Here is a 16,284-nt window from a genome sequence, read left to right as displayed (position 1 = left end):
GACCCTAGGTGGATATTTGTCCAGAGATGCCTGGAACATCGTCGTTGTCTCTCCACCACAGCAGTTGGTCCAGCACGAGTCGCGACATCCCGATTTCTTCTGCAGCAGCTCGGGTGATCAGAAGCACGGCGTGCTCGTCTTTGGGTACTAAAAAACCTAGCGACCGCATTGCGCGTACTACGCGGATGTCGGGTTTGATGGCGTCGGCACCTGAGCGCATCCGTGCGTAGGCGAACAGTGCCAGTCCGATCCCTTTGACGGAACCGACGACAGGGTCCAGCCGGGGCGCGTGCTCAATTGCTCCGTACCGGTCAGCCCAAATCCGGCACAGCCGGTCTTCCTCTTCCCTGGCCGTGATCCCTTCCCGGGATACGAAGGCACACAGTTGGTTCGCCACTTCATGGATCGTGGTTACCTCTCCGTCGGAAAGGCCGTACAACTCGCGCTGCAGAGGTTGGGTGGCAAGCCACGCGATGGTGTGTTCGGCGTTGCGCGCTTTCCAGTCGGCGACGATCTTCCTCACCCGCGTGGAATACCGGCGTTGCCGCGACGCGACGACGTCAACGATCATCGCGCCACGAGCGTTGTCGTACTCGGCGGCATAGTTCTGCGCCCGGGTTTCCGCGTGCGCGCCGTGATCGCGCTTGAGGTCACGCAGATTCGCGACGGCGTGACGCCACTGTGGATCACTGCGCAGTAGATCGACGGCCTGGGAGGATTCGATCATGCGGTGGGCTTCAAACTCTGATAGATGATCGGCACCAACTCGGCGAGCAGCTTTTGCGACAGGTCGGGATTGTTGATGATCTGGGTCGAAAGATCTTCGGATGAAGCCATCGCCCCGATCACCGCAGTCATGAACTCGCTGTGCAGATCGGGGCTGGCCGAGAACTGCGCCAACGAGTTGTGCTGTGCCTGCTGCTGAAGGGTTTCGCTTTCTTCGAGGCGTTCCTTGACGTGGGTGACGACGCTCTTCACGCTCGAATCGGGGTGATCGCCGGAGAACAAGTCGTTGATCTTCTCGATGACCTCGGCGAGCGCCACCATCTCTGGGTCCTTGACATTGCCCGTCCCGGCCTCCTTGGCCGGTTCCAGCGGCATGCCACCGACCAGGTTGCCTGACATCGTGCCTTGTCCGTGCTGGGCAATGTAGTCGAAATCCACCGTGGACAGATCGATCTCATGCTGAAGCTGATCGGCGGTGATCACAGGGGCCAGGTGGCGCAGGAAGATCGACAGCTTCTCCAGGGCAAGGTCCTCGTAGTTGACTATCTGGGACAGAAAGTCGTACTGGCGCAGGAATGTGCCGACGTCCTTGCGGAACATAATCAGCTCGTCGACCGCGACCTTGTCGTCGGCCTCAACGGCGGTGCGTTCGCGGTCCCGGAAACGGTCACGGGCCGGAGTCACCCACTTCGTCAGCGCGTTATTGCCCTTGTGCGCTAAGTAATCCGCGACCAGACCCTCAACTTCAGACTCATGGTAGATCGCGGCGGCGTCGAGCTTGGCCATCGTCTCGTGAACGATGTTGGGATCAGTGACGTCGGCGAGCGTGGTGGCCTCGTAGTACGGTTCGAACGCCTCGACAATCTCCTCGGCACCGTTGGCGAAGTCCAGCACGAACGTCTGATCCTTGCCTGGAGCGATCCGGTTCAGCCGGGATAGCGTTTGCACCGCTGCCACGCCTGAGAGGCGTTTATCGACATACATGGCCAACAGGAGCGGTTGATCGAAGCCGGTTTGGAACTTGTTGGCCACCAGCATCACCTGGTACTCGTCGGTGGCGAAAGCGTCCCGCAGATCGCGGCCCTTCAAGCCAGGATTCATCGAGGTCTCGGTGGCCTTGTCCACGCCGGAGTCTGGGTCGGTGACCTCGCCGGAGAAAGCCACGAGGGCCGCGATGTCGTTGTAGCCCTGCTCGGCGACGTACTTGTCGAACGCGATTTTGTAGCGCACCGCCGCTTTGCGTGACGACGTCACGACCATGGCCTTGGCCCTGCCGTCGAGCCGCCAGCCGACATTGGCGCGGAAGTGCTCGACGATGATATGCACCTTCTGGGAGATGTTGGTTGGGTGCAGCTTCACCCAGTTCATTACTGACTTCACCGCAGCCGATTTGTCGACCAGATCACTGGTGGCGCTGCCGGTGACCGCGATGGTGCCGGTGCTGGTGGCCTCCGATTCGTAGGACTGGCCGTTGTGGGTGAGCCTGAAGGCGGTCTTGTATGGGGTGTAGTTCTTCAGCACGTCGAGGATGAAGCCCTCCTCGATGGCCTGCTGCATCGAGTAGAGGTGAAACGGGTGCGGTTTATCGCCGATGCCCTTGTGCCCGAACAGTTCCAGCGTCTTAGCCTTCGGGGTGGCGGTGAACGCGAAGAACGACAAGTTCTTGGACTCGGCCCGTGCGGCGATCTCAGCCGCGAGGACGTCTTCGGCATCTACGGTGCCGCCATCGTTGAGATCGTCAAGCTCTGTGGCCGCCAGCGCTGCTTTCAGGCGTTTAGAGGCTTCGCCCGCCTGCGACGAGTGGGCCTCATCGGCGATGATGGCAAAGCTCTTGCCCTTCAACGACGCCTGGCCCTGGATCAGGTCTAGCGCGTAGGGAAACGTCTGGATGGTGACGATGATGATCTTCGTCCCGCCCTGCAGTGCATCGGCCAACAGTTGGGACTTCGACCCACCCAGGCCATCGATATGCGCTACCACCCCGGGGGTCTTGTCGATCTGGCGGATCGCTTCCTGCAGTTGAGCATCGAGCACATTACGGTCCGTGATCACGATCACCGAATCAAACACCGGCTTGTTGGCCTCGTCGTGCAGCACTGAAAGCCGGTGGGCCAGCCAGGAAATGCTGTTGGTCTTGCCACTCCCGGCGCTGTGCTGAATCAGGTACCGGTGTCCCGGTCCCTGCGTGCGGGCGGCTTCGATGAGCCGAGTCACCGCGTCCCACTGGTGGTAGCGCGGGAAGAGCATCGTCTGTGTGCGAACCTTCCTGTCCGACAACGGATCAACTTTGTCGGTGACCTGGAGGTGCAGGAACCGTCCGAGGATGTCGAGCCAGGTATCCCGCTGCAGGATTTCCTCCCACAGGTACGCCGTCGGCGACCCGTGCGGGTTCGGCGGGTTCCCGGCGTGATGGTTGTTGCCTCGGTTGAACGGCAGGAAGAACGTGTCCTTGCCCGCGAGCTTGGTGGTCATCTGCACCTCGCTGTTGGACACCGCGAAGTGCACCACCGCCCGAGACCCGAACCCCAGCAAGGGTTCACCCTTCGGTAGCCGGTGATTCTTGTATTGCAGTACCGCGTCGTTGATGTTCTGGGTGAAGTCGGTCTTTAGCTCGGCGGTGGCGACCGGGACGCCGTTAGCGAAGAACACCAAATCGATGCTGTTGGTATTCTGCGTCGAATAATGCACCTGGCGCATCACCCGTAGCCGCACCGCCTCGTACTTCTTGGCGGTGGTCTCGTTGAGTGAGGTGTTGGGCCGGAACTGGCACATCTGGAACTGCGCGTTGAGGTCCTTGAACCCGCGCCGCAGCACCGACAACGTTCCGCCGTTGGCCTTCGGATCAGCCGCCTGCGCTTTCACCAACGTGGCCAACACACCCTGCTGGGCCTTCGCCAGCGCCTCACCGGTTAGATCTGGCTTGACCCGCTTCGCAAGCTGCTCGGGTTGCGTGTCGGCTAACCACCCGAACACGTCCTCCGGGAATAGCGCTAGCTCACGGTCGTAACCCTCGTCCGTCGGCGAGTATAGCCAGCCCTGCTCGGCCAGGTACTCACAGATCTCGCCCTCGAACGACGACTCATGATGCTGTTGCGACACCGTCACGCCACCCCTCGAACATCGATCTTGCCGGTCACCGCATCCGTGATGAGAGCCGCCCGGTACTCATGCAGTGTTTCGATCATCTGAATGGCCTTGGAGATCAAGGAATCGATTTTGGCGCAGCGCTCCGCCAGGTGCTTCACGATCTGGGCTTGCTCCCCGATAGGTGGGAGCGGGATGCGGACCTTGCGAAGATCGCCACATGTTAATCCACCCTTGGTACTTCCGTTCTCATCACTCAATTCACGGAGCAGGCCATACGCCGAACTGAGCGCGCGTTGAAGGAATCGTCCATCAAGTTTGTCGTCAATCGGCGTTATGTATGCGAGGTGTTGGTTGATCGTCGACCGCGTCGACAGAATCGACGCCATCCCTCTCGTCTTCCCCTGCCCGGTCAAGCCCACCAACACTGAGCCGGACGTCACCATGGGAAGGTGGCACTCGCGGAATGCGGCCTGGGTTACAAACTGGTCCGGTTCGGTGATCTCCTCTTTGTTGACATGGCTGCTGTTCAGCCACGGTATAGACCCGTCGGACCAGTAGCCGGGATTGTCGCGGGCAGGCGTCGATCCGTTGCCGACGACAGCGTGCATGCCAATCTGGGGAATCGACCAGTGCGCGGGTACTTTCCCCAGTCGCCGAATGTCAGACTCAATCATTTTTGCCGCAGGGTCCAGCCCTTTCGTGACGGCATGGGTGATGGTGGCCGTTCGGTCCTCGCGCAGGGTGGCGATGAGCTGCTCCTGCTTGTCGATCAGCGCATCGATTTTCGCGGTCTCGCCATCTAGGAACGTGACGATGCATTCCTGCTCGGACAGCGTTGGGAGCGGAACCTCAAACCGCCGGATGTCGTCTTGGAAGAGGTGGGGGACGCCCATTCCACCCTTTAGCATTTGAATACGATTAGCGACGAAGCTACTACCAATGAGGTAGTTGAGATAGCTGCTGTTGAGCCGCTTTCCAGGCGTGATGACGGCGATGGAGCCGTTGACCGTGGCCCTCTCCGGAAGGTGCCGAACAAGGTTGACGGAGCCGAGGGTGGAGCCATCTTTTGCCAACAGCACATCCCCGACGTTGAGCATAATCTCCGGAGACTCGGCATAGCGCTCCTCGGTGATTCGGAAAACATTGTCAAAGTTGATCTTGCGTGGCCGGATATCCGGCGTCGCCAAGAAGGCGACCCCCTCGTCGACGTACTCGTCAGCCTTGAGTCCTTTCCAGCCGAGCCTTGCACGCACCCATGCTTCGAAGCCCAACCGCGAAGTCGACCAGCTGGACGGAATTTCCCCAAGCCATTCAACGCCTGACTCCTTGAGATCGGCGTATACGGGCCAGTTCATGCGCCGACCTCGGCGAGCATGGCTTGGATTTCGCTAACGAGGACGCGGAGGTCTTTCTGGATTTCGTCGAGGGGCCTCGGTGGGATGTAGCGGTAGAAGTGGCGGGTGAAGGGAATCTCGTAGCCGATCTTGGTCTTGTCGTAGTCGATCCAGGCATCCGGGACGTGGGGCAACACTTCGCGGGCGAAGTACTCGTCGATGTCCTCAGTCAGGGGAACGTTTTCGGTATCACGAAGTGCCGGGTCGGGTTGGGGGTTGCCCTTGGTGTCGGTGACGATCACGGCGTCGTCGTCATGCTCGCCGATGGTTGACCAGATCGTCTTGATCAGTGGGGCGGGCGGTTTCGTCAACCCTGCCTTGCGCAGCGCGTCTTTGAGTTCGGTGATGAAACCGTCGCGGTCCTTGTATTCCCACCCGACCAACCCAGTGAGCGCCTTGCGGATGGCGGTCTTCGCACCCTCGTCGAGTTTGTCGATACTCTTCTGGGCCAGTACTACCTCGATCTTGTCCTCGGTCGGTGTGAACCGCAGTTGCAGGGGGCGCTCGACCGTGATGGTGGAGTAGCCGAACTCCTCACCAGTGAACACCTTCGAGTGGGCGGGGTGGTCGTCGGTGCCGTGTTCGTTGCGGAAGCCCTCATAGAGGTGGCAGATCCGCTCGATGTCCTTCTGGCGCAGCTCCTTACGCTTCGACCCGAGGGACTTGCGCATCTTGCCGAACATGTTGGCGGCGTTGATGAGCTGAATCTTGCCCTTGCGCTTGGCTGGCTTGTTGTTGTCCAGAACCCAGATGTAGGTGCTGATCCCGGTGTTATAGAACATGTCCGTGGGCAGCGCGATGATCGTATCGAGAAGATCATTCTCGATGACCCACTGCCGAATATTGGACTCACCCGACCCCGCCCCGCCGGTGAACAGTGGTGAGCCGTTCAGAACGATGGCCAGACGACTGCCGCCCTCGCCGTTGTTGACGGGCTGCATCTTCGAGATCAGGTGTAGCAGGAACAGCAATGAGCCGTCGGACACGCGAGGTAGACCGGGGCCGAAGCGTCCGGCGAAGCCGCGCTGCTCGTATTCATCGGTGACCGTCTTCTGCTGAGTGTTCCAGGCAACCCCGAACGGCGGGTTCGACAGCAGGAAGTCGAAGTGCTTAGTACGAAAGCCGTCATCGGTGAGGGTGTCGCCCATGTAGATGTTGTCCACATCCTGGCCCTTCACGATCATGTCGGACTTACATAGCGCGTATGAGCGTGGGTTGATGTCCTGCCCGTAGAGGACCGGGCGGGCCTTGGGATTCATCTCGACCAGATGGTCGTAGGCCGTAGATAACATGCCCCCGGTCCCGGCAGCAGGGTCGTAGATGGTGCGTACGGTGCCGGGCTTGGTCAGGGCATCGTCTTGAGTGAGGAACAGGATGTCGACCATCAGCTCGATGACTTCACGTGGGGTGAAGTGATCACCAGCTTGGGTGGAGTTGGACTCAGCGAACTTGCGGATCAGTTCTTCGAAGATGTGCCCCATGGCGTGCCCGGAGACGACCTTCGGGTGCAGGTCGACGGATGCGAACTCCTTGACGATCAGGTACAACCGGTCGGACTTGGCCAGGTCGCCGATCTGATCCATCATCTTGAAGCCATCGAAGACGTCGCGCACGTTCGGCGAGAAATGCTCGATGTAGTCGACAAGGTTATCGGCCACCCCTTCCGGATCACCGATCAGGGATGCGAATGTCCATCGCGAGGTGTTGTAGAACGGCAGCCTGAATTTGTTCTTCAACAGCACGTCGGGGTCGACTTTGGTCGCGGCGACCTTCTTGTACTCGGCGAGTACCTCGTCCTTTGTCGGCTCAAGGATGCAGTCCAGGCGGCGCAGGATCGTGAACGGCAGGATCACGTCGCCGTACTGGTTGGGCTGATACGGCCCCCGCAGCAGGTCCGCGATCTTCCAGATCAGATTGGCATTGGTCTGCGACATGGCCGTGATGTCCCCCTTCGAGTGTTCCGGACAAGTGGAAGTTACCCCGACCGGTTGGTGAGATCCGGCTTACTAGCTTCGGGCGTCGCTGGAAAAAGAATGCAATGCCAAGCAGTCGCGTAACAGGGAGGCGCTGGGGGTAGAACTCCTCCTGAACCCGAGTATTGCGGGTGCGCGTGGCCATGCTTCTCGCAGCTGGCACCTAGCCTGAATAGGTCATGGCGAAGAAGTCGAAGGGCAGGAAGAAGCCCGTTGCCGAATTGACCGACGAAGAAGTCGTGCAGCTCCTCGTCGATGTTGTCCGACGCCTGCGGCGAGTGGCTCTGCACCCCCTCGCCCTTGCACCAGATGAGGAAGATCCGTGGTCAGAACCGGGCGGATTACTGCGTAAGCTGATGAATGTCTTCGTGACCGTGACCGTGGTAGACGGCCAGCCGCAGTCGATGACGACACCTCTGCCCGACGAGCTTCAGTTCGAGTCGCTCGCCATCCGAGCGCGGGCCTTCACGCTAGTGAGGGACCGGCTCTACTGGCAGGACGCACTCGCAGCCCTTGACCGCCTTACCGGACGCGGCGACACGTTGCTAATCAGCTCGTCACAGGACCTGTGGGCGGAATGGCACGAAGCCACTGGCCGAGATGACCGCGTGCGGGCGTACTTCGTTGTGACCGAGGACAAGCAGAAGAACGAGAAGAAGCAGACCGACGTCGACCTTGCCTACGCATGGCTATATCAGGATCTCGCCCACGGGGATGCGGTCACGACTGGTGAACTCGGGATCCAGCAGAGGTACGAGGCAGCGGTCGGGGTGTTCTCCCACCTGGCCGTCGTGGCGTTGGAGACGTTGCACTACATCAACGCCCTATGCGAGCTCGGGATCATCTCATTGCCAGTCGGGACTTTCAGTAACCGCGTCATTGCGTCCGGCACCGAAGGCGGTATGAAGGTCACCGCCGTGCACGAGGTCGACGTCGACGAAGATCTAAACGAGATCACTCCGGGCGGACCTCTTCCGCCGAGCGCCCGCCCCATCGACGAAGTGGTGAGGGAGTTACGCGAGCAGGGCTACGTGGCCGATGCGCGGAGGCCACGCGACGCTGAAGCGAATCCAGCCACCGCGACGGATGTCGTCACGAGCGACGACAAGGCTGACGCAGTCGTCGACGACGGGGCGGAAGATGACACTGCAGCCACTTCTCGTCGGCTGCCTTGGTGGCGTCGGTGGTGGCGGAGACGTCGCCCCACGCGATGAACCGCATCCCCTCCTCGACGAGCAGCAACAGTCCCTACGCGGCAGCCCCGCCTGCAAAGTAGCGGTAGACGGGTGGTACCGGACATGCCGAGCATTTGCGCGATGTCGTGCGGGCGATGCCCTCGGCCCGGAGTTGTCGGGCCGTGGCGGCATCGGCGTCGTCGACCTGCTCGGGCGTCCGCCCCTACGTCCAGTCTCATTTCTAAACATTTGATACTGACGTAGGCCTGGCCGTGGGCTTAAGAACCGTGCAGGTCGTGCAGTCCGATTTCCCAGTGTCACAAGCAAGTCCGAGTTCTCACAGATCTGACACAGGATGAAATACGGGACCCCGCTGGTTCTATGTGAGTATGACCACCGCCGCATACCTCAGGGTGTCCACCGGGCAGCAGTCCATCGATCAGCAGCACGACACCATCGCGGCGGCGGGTATCACCCCGGACCGGGTATTCACCGATACTGCGTCCGGTCGCGCTGGCAGTAATCGACCAGGCTGGACGGAGTGCATGGGTTACCTCCGAGAAGGGGATCACCTCGTGGTCGTCGCCGTCGACCGGCTCGGGCGCTCTGTCCGCGAGGTCGCCAATGCCCTCCACGAGCTGATGAGCCGTGGCGTACACGTGCGCTCACTGCGTGAAGGCGTGGACACCAGCACCCCGACAGGTCGTGCTGTCACGAGCATCATGGCCACAATCGCCGAGTTGGAACTCGAACTGGGCAAGGAGCGCCGTGCCGCCTCCCGCGAGGCGCGGGTCGCACGGGGCCTGGCCGCCACGAAGCCGATGAAGCTGGACGCCGTCCAGCAGAAACGGCTACTTCGGCTGTATCAGCAGGGCGAGCCTGTGAGTGAATTGACCGCGATGTTCGGGATCAGCCGGAGCACGCTGTTCCGGACCCTCAAAGTCCTGAAGCAGCAGTATTTGCCAGCGTGAACCTTCGCACTTGGGCGGAGCGTCCTTGTCGCCCCTGGGGTAGGCAAATCGGTCAGAAGTTGCCGCACAGCCCTGAGTGCCGAGGGCACAAGTAGTTCGCATGAACTTCCATGCAGGGTGACGATCAAGTGGGCGGCTAAGTACTACCAGATCATGGCCTCGCGGCGCCTGTCTGTCCGGTATTCGCCAGGGACGGCTGTTCGGGTGAAGCCCCTGCAGTTGTGCTACTGACTTCAACTTCGGGATCGGCCACCGACGCTGCAATACCGAGATTTATCAAGCCGGGGACGATCAGACCCAAGATTATGGACCCTATAAGTTGAACACTCGACCAGAAGTCCCATTGCGACAGAAGCCCAGCGTAAACGGTGCCCACGATAGCGAACGCGGCGGCGCAGTAAGTGATCCCCGGGAGTCTCCCGATGGAGAAATCAATTGTCTTTGAGGACTTGAGCTTTTCCAACGTTCGCCCCGTGCGCCGCAAGATGACAATAAACGACAGAAGGATTATCACAGCACCAATGAGCGCAGTAATTGCCACAAGTGACCACACAAATATCCCGCTGAGGCCATCGTACCTAACTTGTAGGTAATAGATATTGGTTGAGATCAGTATTCCCGTCGTCGTTATTACTATCGCTGTGGACAGCCAGCCGTTTAGCTTGATTGCGTGCTTCCAGAAATCCGTCGCTTCTCTGATTCGCGCATCCTTATTAGGTTCGCTACTGGTCAGGGCACTGTTTACGACGCCCTCGCCATAGCTCACGAGCAGCCAACTTAGGCCACAGACGAAGACAGAACCGCCAACGGCGAGCATGCCACTAGCGGCCATGCCCTGGCTCCATATACGAACGCATTCATCGCGGGTGGGTGTACCTTCTATATACGATCCGGTTATCAGACTGAATAGATAGCTATCTAGGCCTAGTACAAGGACGCCGGACGCGAACAATAGGATGGTGTGACTATCGGGTTTCTTCGCGGATGCAAAAAGCACTGCGATCACCGTGATCTGAAAGCCTGCTAATACACCGGCTAACTGCGAATTGGTAGCTGCGGAGCTAATTATGCTCCAATTCGAAACGGTCGTACAATACTGGTCCATTGATCCCCCCAAGAAGTCGAACTTGTCGGCAAGACAACAGAATACGAGAGTCGGACGTAAGTGGGCGCGCATTGACCGCATCAGATGCTCGCGGAAAGTCCTCGTGACCGATGTCCACCGACACGGACGTCTGCCCATCTGCCCCACCCCACGTCAGCCTGCTCAGGCGAATCGACGTCACGCTCTGGATGGCCGCGACTCAAGTCAAAAGACATGACCGCGTTTTTCTAGATCTGCCCTACTGCGCGTAGCCAACCTGCCGCTGCTCACGAATTGACCACAGTTCGTGAGGCGGCATGCCAGTACATCCGGCCTGTGGGCTGTCACCGTTCATATCCGCATCCACCACGGTGGTGCAGGCGTCCTCGATAGAGGAGATGTTGCTGCCAGGTACCTTGCTGACGGTCTTCCACAGCGACCGAGCCAGCCAACGACCGTTTGCTTACACCTTCCTTCGCTACAGGCGACAGGACACGGATGTGCGTCTGTTGAAACGATGGATTGGGTCCATGCTCGCCGGGCGACCTAACATCGTTTCAGTGAGTGGTCCCACACACGCCGAGATTATTAATGCGTTCATGTCCAGGGCGTCCCGCGTAATCAACTCCGAGCTCGTCAGTACGACGATTGCGCAGTTGGAGGCCGGGTACAGCTTCAATGCGCGGGTGATCGGCCCCGGCCAGACGGAGATCAGCTGGGAGGCGCACAATGAGCACCTGGTTAAGAGTCTGGCCGTGGATCTGCGACCGTTCCTGCCGTGGGTCGACGACATCGTGAGAGTCACGCGGGTAATGAATGCAGTCCTCAACTCGATTACTGACGAGGACTGGAGGCGCACGGTCATCTCGATCAAGGACGAGTACCAGAAGATACTCAACAACGAGATGTTCTCCTCGCACTGGTCGATACCCAGCGAGCAATGGCAGATGAGCGCCACCGACCTAGAACTCGCCAAGCTGGTGCTGAATTCGCAGTGGTTCCACGAAGGCATGGATCCGCGCATGCGTCATCTCTTGGATTCAGACCACCAGCAGATGGGCAACTACCAAGCAGTGTGGCGGGTGCTGAACCACACCGTCCTAATCGTCACGGTGCTGCAAAGATTCATCACCGAGGCCGACGACGCCGGAGTTCTCCACCCGCGCACCAAGTAAGCGACCGCCTTCGTCGGCGTGTAACGAATCGCCCCGTGACCCTGCCGTGCGACGCTTGCGGCCCGCTTCAGGCAGTGGCGGCTACCGCACATCTGCCACAGGCCGACGAGGCCGGGGGGCGTCCCCCTTCGCACCGCCGCTCAAATCACAGTCCATCCCCGAGGTGATGATCCGGTTGACCAATTTTTAACGGCGGCGCTGCAGGATCGTAGTGGTAGCACTGGTGGAACGGCGACGTCATTCCGTTCCATTGCCCCTGGGCTCCGCCATAGACGGGCTGTGACGAAACGTCAACGCATCGAGTCCATGACCCGTCCGGCTGCACCGGACCGTCACAGTACAGCGCGCCAAGCATGTTTGACTCACAGTTGGTACCCGTTGGATCACCAGGGTAGGCGTGTGCGGTTGGGGCGGCGATCAGCGTGGCAGTGGCAATGCCGAGCCATGCCGGGAATGCCTTGACCTTCATACCGATGATCCCCTCAGCTGTACTTCGAATGTCCCCGGGCGGAAACGCTAGAGCGATATCAAGATCAAAGGAATCAGGTGTTTCCCTACAGGTTTCAGCCGCGACGACGCACCTCCGCGTAAGCAGCTATCAGCCCAGCGACTATTCCCGGAATACATTCGAGACTCTCGCAAGGAGGTGATCTCGCCGCGTTAGTCGCACTTACCTTGGGCAGCGCCGACCAGCCACTCCGCATCTTTTTCGGAGAGGGCATAACCATTGATGTATAAACCGACAATTGAGTTCGTGGGGACACCTCCATCCGCGTGGTAGCAGATATTGGCGAGAATCTGCACGACGTGCGAAGGATCGAGGTCTTGCAGAATCCCGTGGTCGTACACCTCCTCGGTGAAGGCATCCCCCTCCGCATAGGTCGGCCCCGCCGACGTCTTGGGGGCTGGACCACTCTCGGCAGCGGCATATTTCGGGCAGTACACGCGAATCGCGGTGTCGATCAACGCGGAGGCACCTTCGAGTCGTTGATCTGCAACCCCATCGCCTTCAGCGTGGTCAGAAACTGACGATCCTGTTCAGAAGTGTCGGCCAAGGCGGGCTGAGCGGCAGCCAGGGCACTGATGAACAACGCCGCTCCCACTACGAACGCCGCAGCAACCGACGATGGTCTCCCCATAGAACAATACTGACAGTCGATGAGCGTGATCACTGCACAAGGGGCAAATCGCTCCGTTCGATTGTGCCGATGACACCAATATTCGGTACGTAGCCGATTCTTTTGATGGCACGGGTTATTCGTAGAGATCGGACACAGCAGCACACCCGGCAGCCTCAACCTCGCTGCGGCGCTTCTGTTCCCGCAGGTGCGCATACTTCCGCCAGATCCGCTCCCGGCTCGGCGCAGTATCGGCGGCAGCCTTAAGCCGACGGTGGCGCTCGATGTCGGCAGCGTCCAAGGTGGCCGGGACGAACCCCAACTCCTCGGCCAACTCGGCCCTGTGCGCCCTGTCCTCGGCTGTACTGGCCACCGGGTCACTCGTCCTCGTCATAGTCGACTATCTCTATGGTCCCCGTCTGGACGGACTCGGTGAGATAGTCGTCGAAGTCGAACCTGCCGTCGCGCCAGGTCTCCGGCGGGAGGTCTGCGACGTCCGCCTCGGTCGCTGAGCGAAGCTCGTCATGTGTGTAGATCTCATTGCCTATTCGGTACCGGGAGTCATCGTCGGCCATGTCAACTCCTTGAGACCAAGCCTCCCAGAGGAGGGCGGTCATACCCAGGCACCTGTTGATGCTGAGCTGCTTCGCATCCGGGCCAGCCGTGAACGAAAGGGTGGGCGCGCCGCCAGCCGAGCTTCGCTGCACCTCATGACGCTCGCGTAGTTCAACGATGCACCACCAGCTTTCCATCCCCACCAGGCTCGGATAGGTGAGTCACTCACGACTGACCCGGGCTGAGACCGCACGCTCGAAGGTCGGTTAATGACCATTCACCGAATACTACGAGTACCGGCGGCGAATTCTGCATTAGGGCTGTTCAGCGGGCTTTGTCGCGACGGGAGAGCCGACGCAAAGCGCCTCTAGAGCTTTTTTGGCGCATCACCTTCTTTAAGTCCTCTGTAGGTTGAACTGATCTCAATGAGGCACTGCGGGATCAACGGCACCGCCTTCGCGCCACGCGGTGACGACTGGCGGCCTCACCAGATTTCGCTCAATCTCCGAAGAGCACCGACGCCGCCGGTCGGAAAGTACTACAGAGCCGAAGGCGAAGCGTTGGTTGAGATCGCACCAAGCGCAACGCAATGCTGCATTCCGCCACATGGAGCAGGCGAGCATGCCGCCGAAGAACAGCAGTGTGAACAATGGCCAGGGCATGACGGCGACTCCTTAATACGGTTGCGCTTGTTCTTCTGTTTCAGTTTGTCCGTCTGCCCGAGTGATCATGGGTAACGCCATGACACGATGGCCGTATGGCGGGGAGGGTCGTAGTCGCGTTTCTGGCCGGTGTGCTGCTGGTGGGATGCTCGGGTGGCCGAACTAGCGGTGACCCGGCTGAATGGCGTTCCAGCGTATGCAGGTCGGGAAGCAACGCCGGTCTGAACGCGCTTGTCGAGGGCATTGATGCTTCCGATCTCCAGGTTTGCTTGTCGGCGGATTCCAGCGCGGGGTCTGTGTACATCGCGAGCGGCAACTACTCCTCGCGTGACAGCCTGGATTATTACCTGCACAACTATTCCGCGTTCCGAGGCCGTCCGTATGCGACCGCCTCCGCGTCAGGTGGGGGCGTGTGGGCGTTCGTCGCATTCGTGGATGGCATCGGCAGTGGCAACCCGGGCGTGGCACTGAAACCTTTGAGCGAGTTCGGATTCGAGCTTCACTCGACCAACGCGCACTCAACTCGAAGTGATACTCCGACGACGACCGCCAAGCCGACGACATCGGTGTACCTGCCGACGACCACAGCCGCGCCTGCAGGTCCGACTGGAAGCCTGTCGCCCACGGCGCGGGACATTCTCGCCGCGCGCGTTAACGATTGCGTGTTCGTTGTAGATGGCCCGGTCATGCAAGACGGTCGCCAGCAGGTTGAGGTGTCGCTCGTTCCGTGCGATGGCCAACTCGCGAACTATTTCGTGAACCGGATTGAATACGTCAGCGGTACTCCGTCCTGTTCATCTTCAGCAAAGTGGGTACGAGAGCGCTCGGTCTCGCCGCCGAAGGTGTTGTGCCTCACTTCGATGGGGTGACGCACCCGTTCGCGTAACTCGCCACGGATGGGGGCGCTGTACTTCGTGCTGGCGGTAGTACCGCCATAGCCCCTCCGGGGTGAAGGCGATGTCACCGGCGTGTCGGTTTCCAGTGCCCAAAGGATGTCGGAGCGGCACCGTAGCTTTCTGGGTGAGGGGATGGAAACACCCCTGGAGGTACGCGATGAGCCGAGGCGGGGGCCATGACCAAGATCCTTAACACCTTTGCGTCCATAGAGCGGTACGACCTGGAGTATGACCGAGCCATCCATGGGCGGGTCCCCGTGGTGCCCAAGCACTTCGACGTGATCCACGCGGGTGTGTTTCCAGATCCAGAGGACGGCTTTGCCTGGATGAAGATCCACGATGTTATCCTCGATGCCAAGGAGCCTGTCTTCGCAGATTCCAGATTGGACGCTCAGCCATCCGCCTGTGGCAAGAGAGTGAAGACGTTCCTGCCGAAGCCGTTCGACGATGAACACCCCAAGGCCTGCCCGGATTGTGTGCGTGCCTTGGGGGACCTCGGGCCACCGAAGTAGTACCCGTGAGCGGGTACCGAACGATACCGTCCGTAGATGGCCGACGTTCCCGAGTACCGAGACATGCTCAAGTCGCTGCGGGGGCCGACACCGCTTCTCGCAGAGGCCCTGACCGTCGCCGACATGCGACGCTCCGCACGGCTTTCGAGCCTCCTCGACGGGCCGCGCCTGCGCGGCCTGGAGCAGCTCTATGCCTACCTGGACGCCGCCGTGAAGGCCTACGCAGAGATACCTGCCATAGCCGGTGTGGCGTTCCTGATCCAGCGCGTGAAGAGCGACTATAAGACCGCGTTGGAGGCCACGCTCTCCGGCTACCAGGGCGTCGCAGCGGACGCGATGCGTGACGTGATGGAGATCGAGTACCTGTTGCTGGACTTTGCGGCGAGTGAGGATCAGTCCCACGCTGAAGAGTGGCTCAACGCCGGTGACAGCCTTGGGAATAAGTACTGGCCAGCGACTGTGCGCACGCGGCTAAAGCGCAGTGGGGTACCGCCTTTCGCGAACGACGGCTTTGAACCAATTGACTACAAAGCGCATAGCAAGGCCCTGCATGTGAACCCGGGACCGTCAGCGGTAGCGTCACGAGGTCCAGACCCGTTGGAAGAGCCGGTGCCCTTCTATAGCGAGCTTGGGTTCATCGAGATGTTCGAACACGGCCACCGAATACTTTGGGCTATCGAGCTACTTCGTGCGGTGGCGCTGGGAGTTCCTGACGACTACGAACCGCTAATGGCCCGCGACGATTTCGACGATGCTTACGAGAGAACTCGTCGGCTGCAAGTCATGATGGTCGGGTTCATCGAGGGGCCGACTATGCTCCGAGAACGGCTGGGACGTGAACCGACAGTCGCTGAAATACTTGGGCACGTACGGGACGAACTTGCCGCCATGGGTGGCTCAATTGATCCCAGTGACGGGGAGGAATCGGTTTAGCGACTGGGGTACCCCGGCCTCCA

The 16,284-nt window shown here is 60.1% G+C and carries 16 protein-coding genes; 6 read left to right on the top strand and 10 right to left on the bottom strand.

From position 1 onward, the window contains the following. Positions 1 to 4: 4 nt before the first annotated feature. Genes G6N42_RS09830 through G6N42_RS09815 form a run of 4 tightly spaced genes read right to left on the bottom strand, consistent with a single transcriptional unit; the run spans position 5 to position 7,141 of the window. Positions 5 to 727: a hypothetical protein gene (locus G6N42_RS09830; RefSeq protein WP_163729134.1), complete on the bottom strand. Its 723-nt coding sequence runs from the start codon at positions 725 to 727 to the stop codon at positions 5 to 7. After that, a complete protein-coding gene (locus G6N42_RS09825) occupies positions 724 to 3,825 on the bottom strand; it encodes a type I restriction endonuclease subunit R (protein ID WP_163737257.1) in 3,102 nt (1,033 codons plus the stop codon). Before G6N42_RS09825 ends, G6N42_RS09830 begins: the two co-directional genes overlap by 4 nt. A gap of 2 nt (positions 3,826 to 3,827) precedes the next feature. Continuing rightward, entirely contained in the window at positions 3,828 to 5,168 is a 1,341-nt protein-coding gene (locus G6N42_RS09820; RefSeq protein WP_163729131.1) for a restriction endonuclease subunit S, read from the bottom strand. Beyond that, on the bottom strand, positions 5,165 to 7,141 hold the full coding sequence (locus tag G6N42_RS09815; RefSeq protein ID WP_163729128.1) for a type I restriction-modification system subunit M: 1,977 nt from the start codon (positions 7,139 to 7,141) through the stop codon (positions 5,165 to 5,167). Before G6N42_RS09815 ends, G6N42_RS09820 begins: the two co-directional genes overlap by 4 nt. Before the next feature lie 218 nt (positions 7,142 to 7,359). Between G6N42_RS09815 and G6N42_RS09810 the strand changes: the two genes are divergently transcribed. Beyond that, positions 7,360 to 8,394 (top strand): hypothetical protein, encoded by a 1,035-nt coding sequence (locus tag G6N42_RS09810; RefSeq protein ID WP_163729125.1) that lies wholly within the window; start codon positions 7,360 to 7,362, stop codon positions 8,392 to 8,394. A 350-nt stretch (positions 8,395 to 8,744) separates the two neighbouring features. Beyond that, entirely contained in the window at positions 8,745 to 9,326 is a 582-nt protein-coding gene (locus tag G6N42_RS09805) for a recombinase family protein (RefSeq protein WP_163729122.1), read from the top strand. Positions 9,327 to 9,477: 151 nt separating this feature from the next. Here the strand turns inward: G6N42_RS09805 and G6N42_RS09800 are convergent, their stop codons facing one another. After that, positions 9,478 to 10,092: a hypothetical protein gene (locus tag G6N42_RS09800; protein ID WP_163729119.1), complete on the bottom strand. Its 615-nt coding sequence runs from the start codon at positions 10,090 to 10,092 to the stop codon at positions 9,478 to 9,480. A gap of 878 nt (positions 10,093 to 10,970) precedes the next feature. On the opposite strand from G6N42_RS09800, the gene G6N42_RS09795 reads away from it, so the two are divergent. Further along, on the top strand, positions 10,971 to 11,585 hold the full coding sequence (locus G6N42_RS09795; protein ID WP_163729116.1) for a hypothetical protein: 615 nt from the start codon (positions 10,971 to 10,973) through the stop codon (positions 11,583 to 11,585). A gap of 145 nt (positions 11,586 to 11,730) precedes the next feature. On the opposite strand, the gene G6N42_RS31710 is transcribed toward G6N42_RS09795, so the two are convergent. The 5 genes from G6N42_RS31710 to G6N42_RS09775 form a co-directional block, all read right to left on the bottom strand. Then, positions 11,731 to 11,940 (bottom strand): CDGP domain-containing protein, encoded by a 210-nt coding sequence (locus G6N42_RS31710; protein WP_434059612.1) that lies wholly within the window; start codon positions 11,938 to 11,940, stop codon positions 11,731 to 11,733. A gap of 305 nt (positions 11,941 to 12,245) precedes the next feature. Next, entirely contained in the window at positions 12,246 to 12,551 is a 306-nt protein-coding gene (locus G6N42_RS09790; protein ID WP_163729113.1) for a hypothetical protein, read from the bottom strand. Then, positions 12,548 to 12,724 (bottom strand): hypothetical protein, encoded by a 177-nt coding sequence (locus tag G6N42_RS09785; RefSeq protein ID WP_163729109.1) that lies wholly within the window; start codon positions 12,722 to 12,724, stop codon positions 12,548 to 12,550. The genes G6N42_RS09790 and G6N42_RS09785 overlap by 4 nt, the downstream gene beginning before the upstream one ends. 115 nt (positions 12,725 to 12,839) lie before the next feature. Continuing rightward, positions 12,840 to 13,076 carry a hypothetical protein gene (locus G6N42_RS09780; protein WP_163729106.1) on the bottom strand — a complete coding sequence of 79 codons (237 nt, stop codon included), beginning with the start codon at positions 13,074 to 13,076 and terminating at the stop codon, positions 12,840 to 12,842. A gap of 4 nt (positions 13,077 to 13,080) precedes the next feature. Then, positions 13,081 to 13,278, bottom strand: a complete 198-nt coding sequence (locus tag G6N42_RS09775) for a hypothetical protein (protein ID WP_163729102.1) — start codon at positions 13,276 to 13,278, stop codon at positions 13,081 to 13,083. 737 nt (positions 13,279 to 14,015) lie between these two features. Here G6N42_RS09775 and G6N42_RS09770 point away from each other — a divergent pair. From G6N42_RS09770 to G6N42_RS09760, 3 genes are all read left to right on the top strand, one after another. Then, positions 14,016 to 14,789 carry a hypothetical protein gene (locus tag G6N42_RS09770; protein ID WP_163729098.1) on the top strand — a complete coding sequence of 258 codons (774 nt, stop codon included), beginning with the start codon at positions 14,016 to 14,018 and terminating at the stop codon, positions 14,787 to 14,789. A 203-nt stretch (positions 14,790 to 14,992) separates the two neighbouring features. After that, positions 14,993 to 15,328, top strand: a complete 336-nt coding sequence (locus G6N42_RS09765; protein ID WP_163729095.1) for a hypothetical protein — start codon at positions 14,993 to 14,995, stop codon at positions 15,326 to 15,328. A gap of 36 nt (positions 15,329 to 15,364) precedes the next feature. Next, a complete protein-coding gene (locus tag G6N42_RS09760) occupies positions 15,365 to 16,261 on the top strand; it encodes a hypothetical protein (RefSeq protein ID WP_163729092.1) in 897 nt (298 codons plus the stop codon). The last annotated feature ends 23 nt before the right edge of the window (positions 16,262 to 16,284 follow it).

It is taken from the genome of Mycobacterium gallinarum, assembly GCF_010726765.1.
Taxonomy (GTDB): domain Bacteria; phylum Actinomycetota; class Actinomycetes; order Mycobacteriales; family Mycobacteriaceae; genus Mycobacterium; species Mycobacterium gallinarum.
The sequence above is the reverse complement of the archived record's forward strand: the minus strand, read 5'-3'. Positions and strand labels throughout refer to the sequence as shown.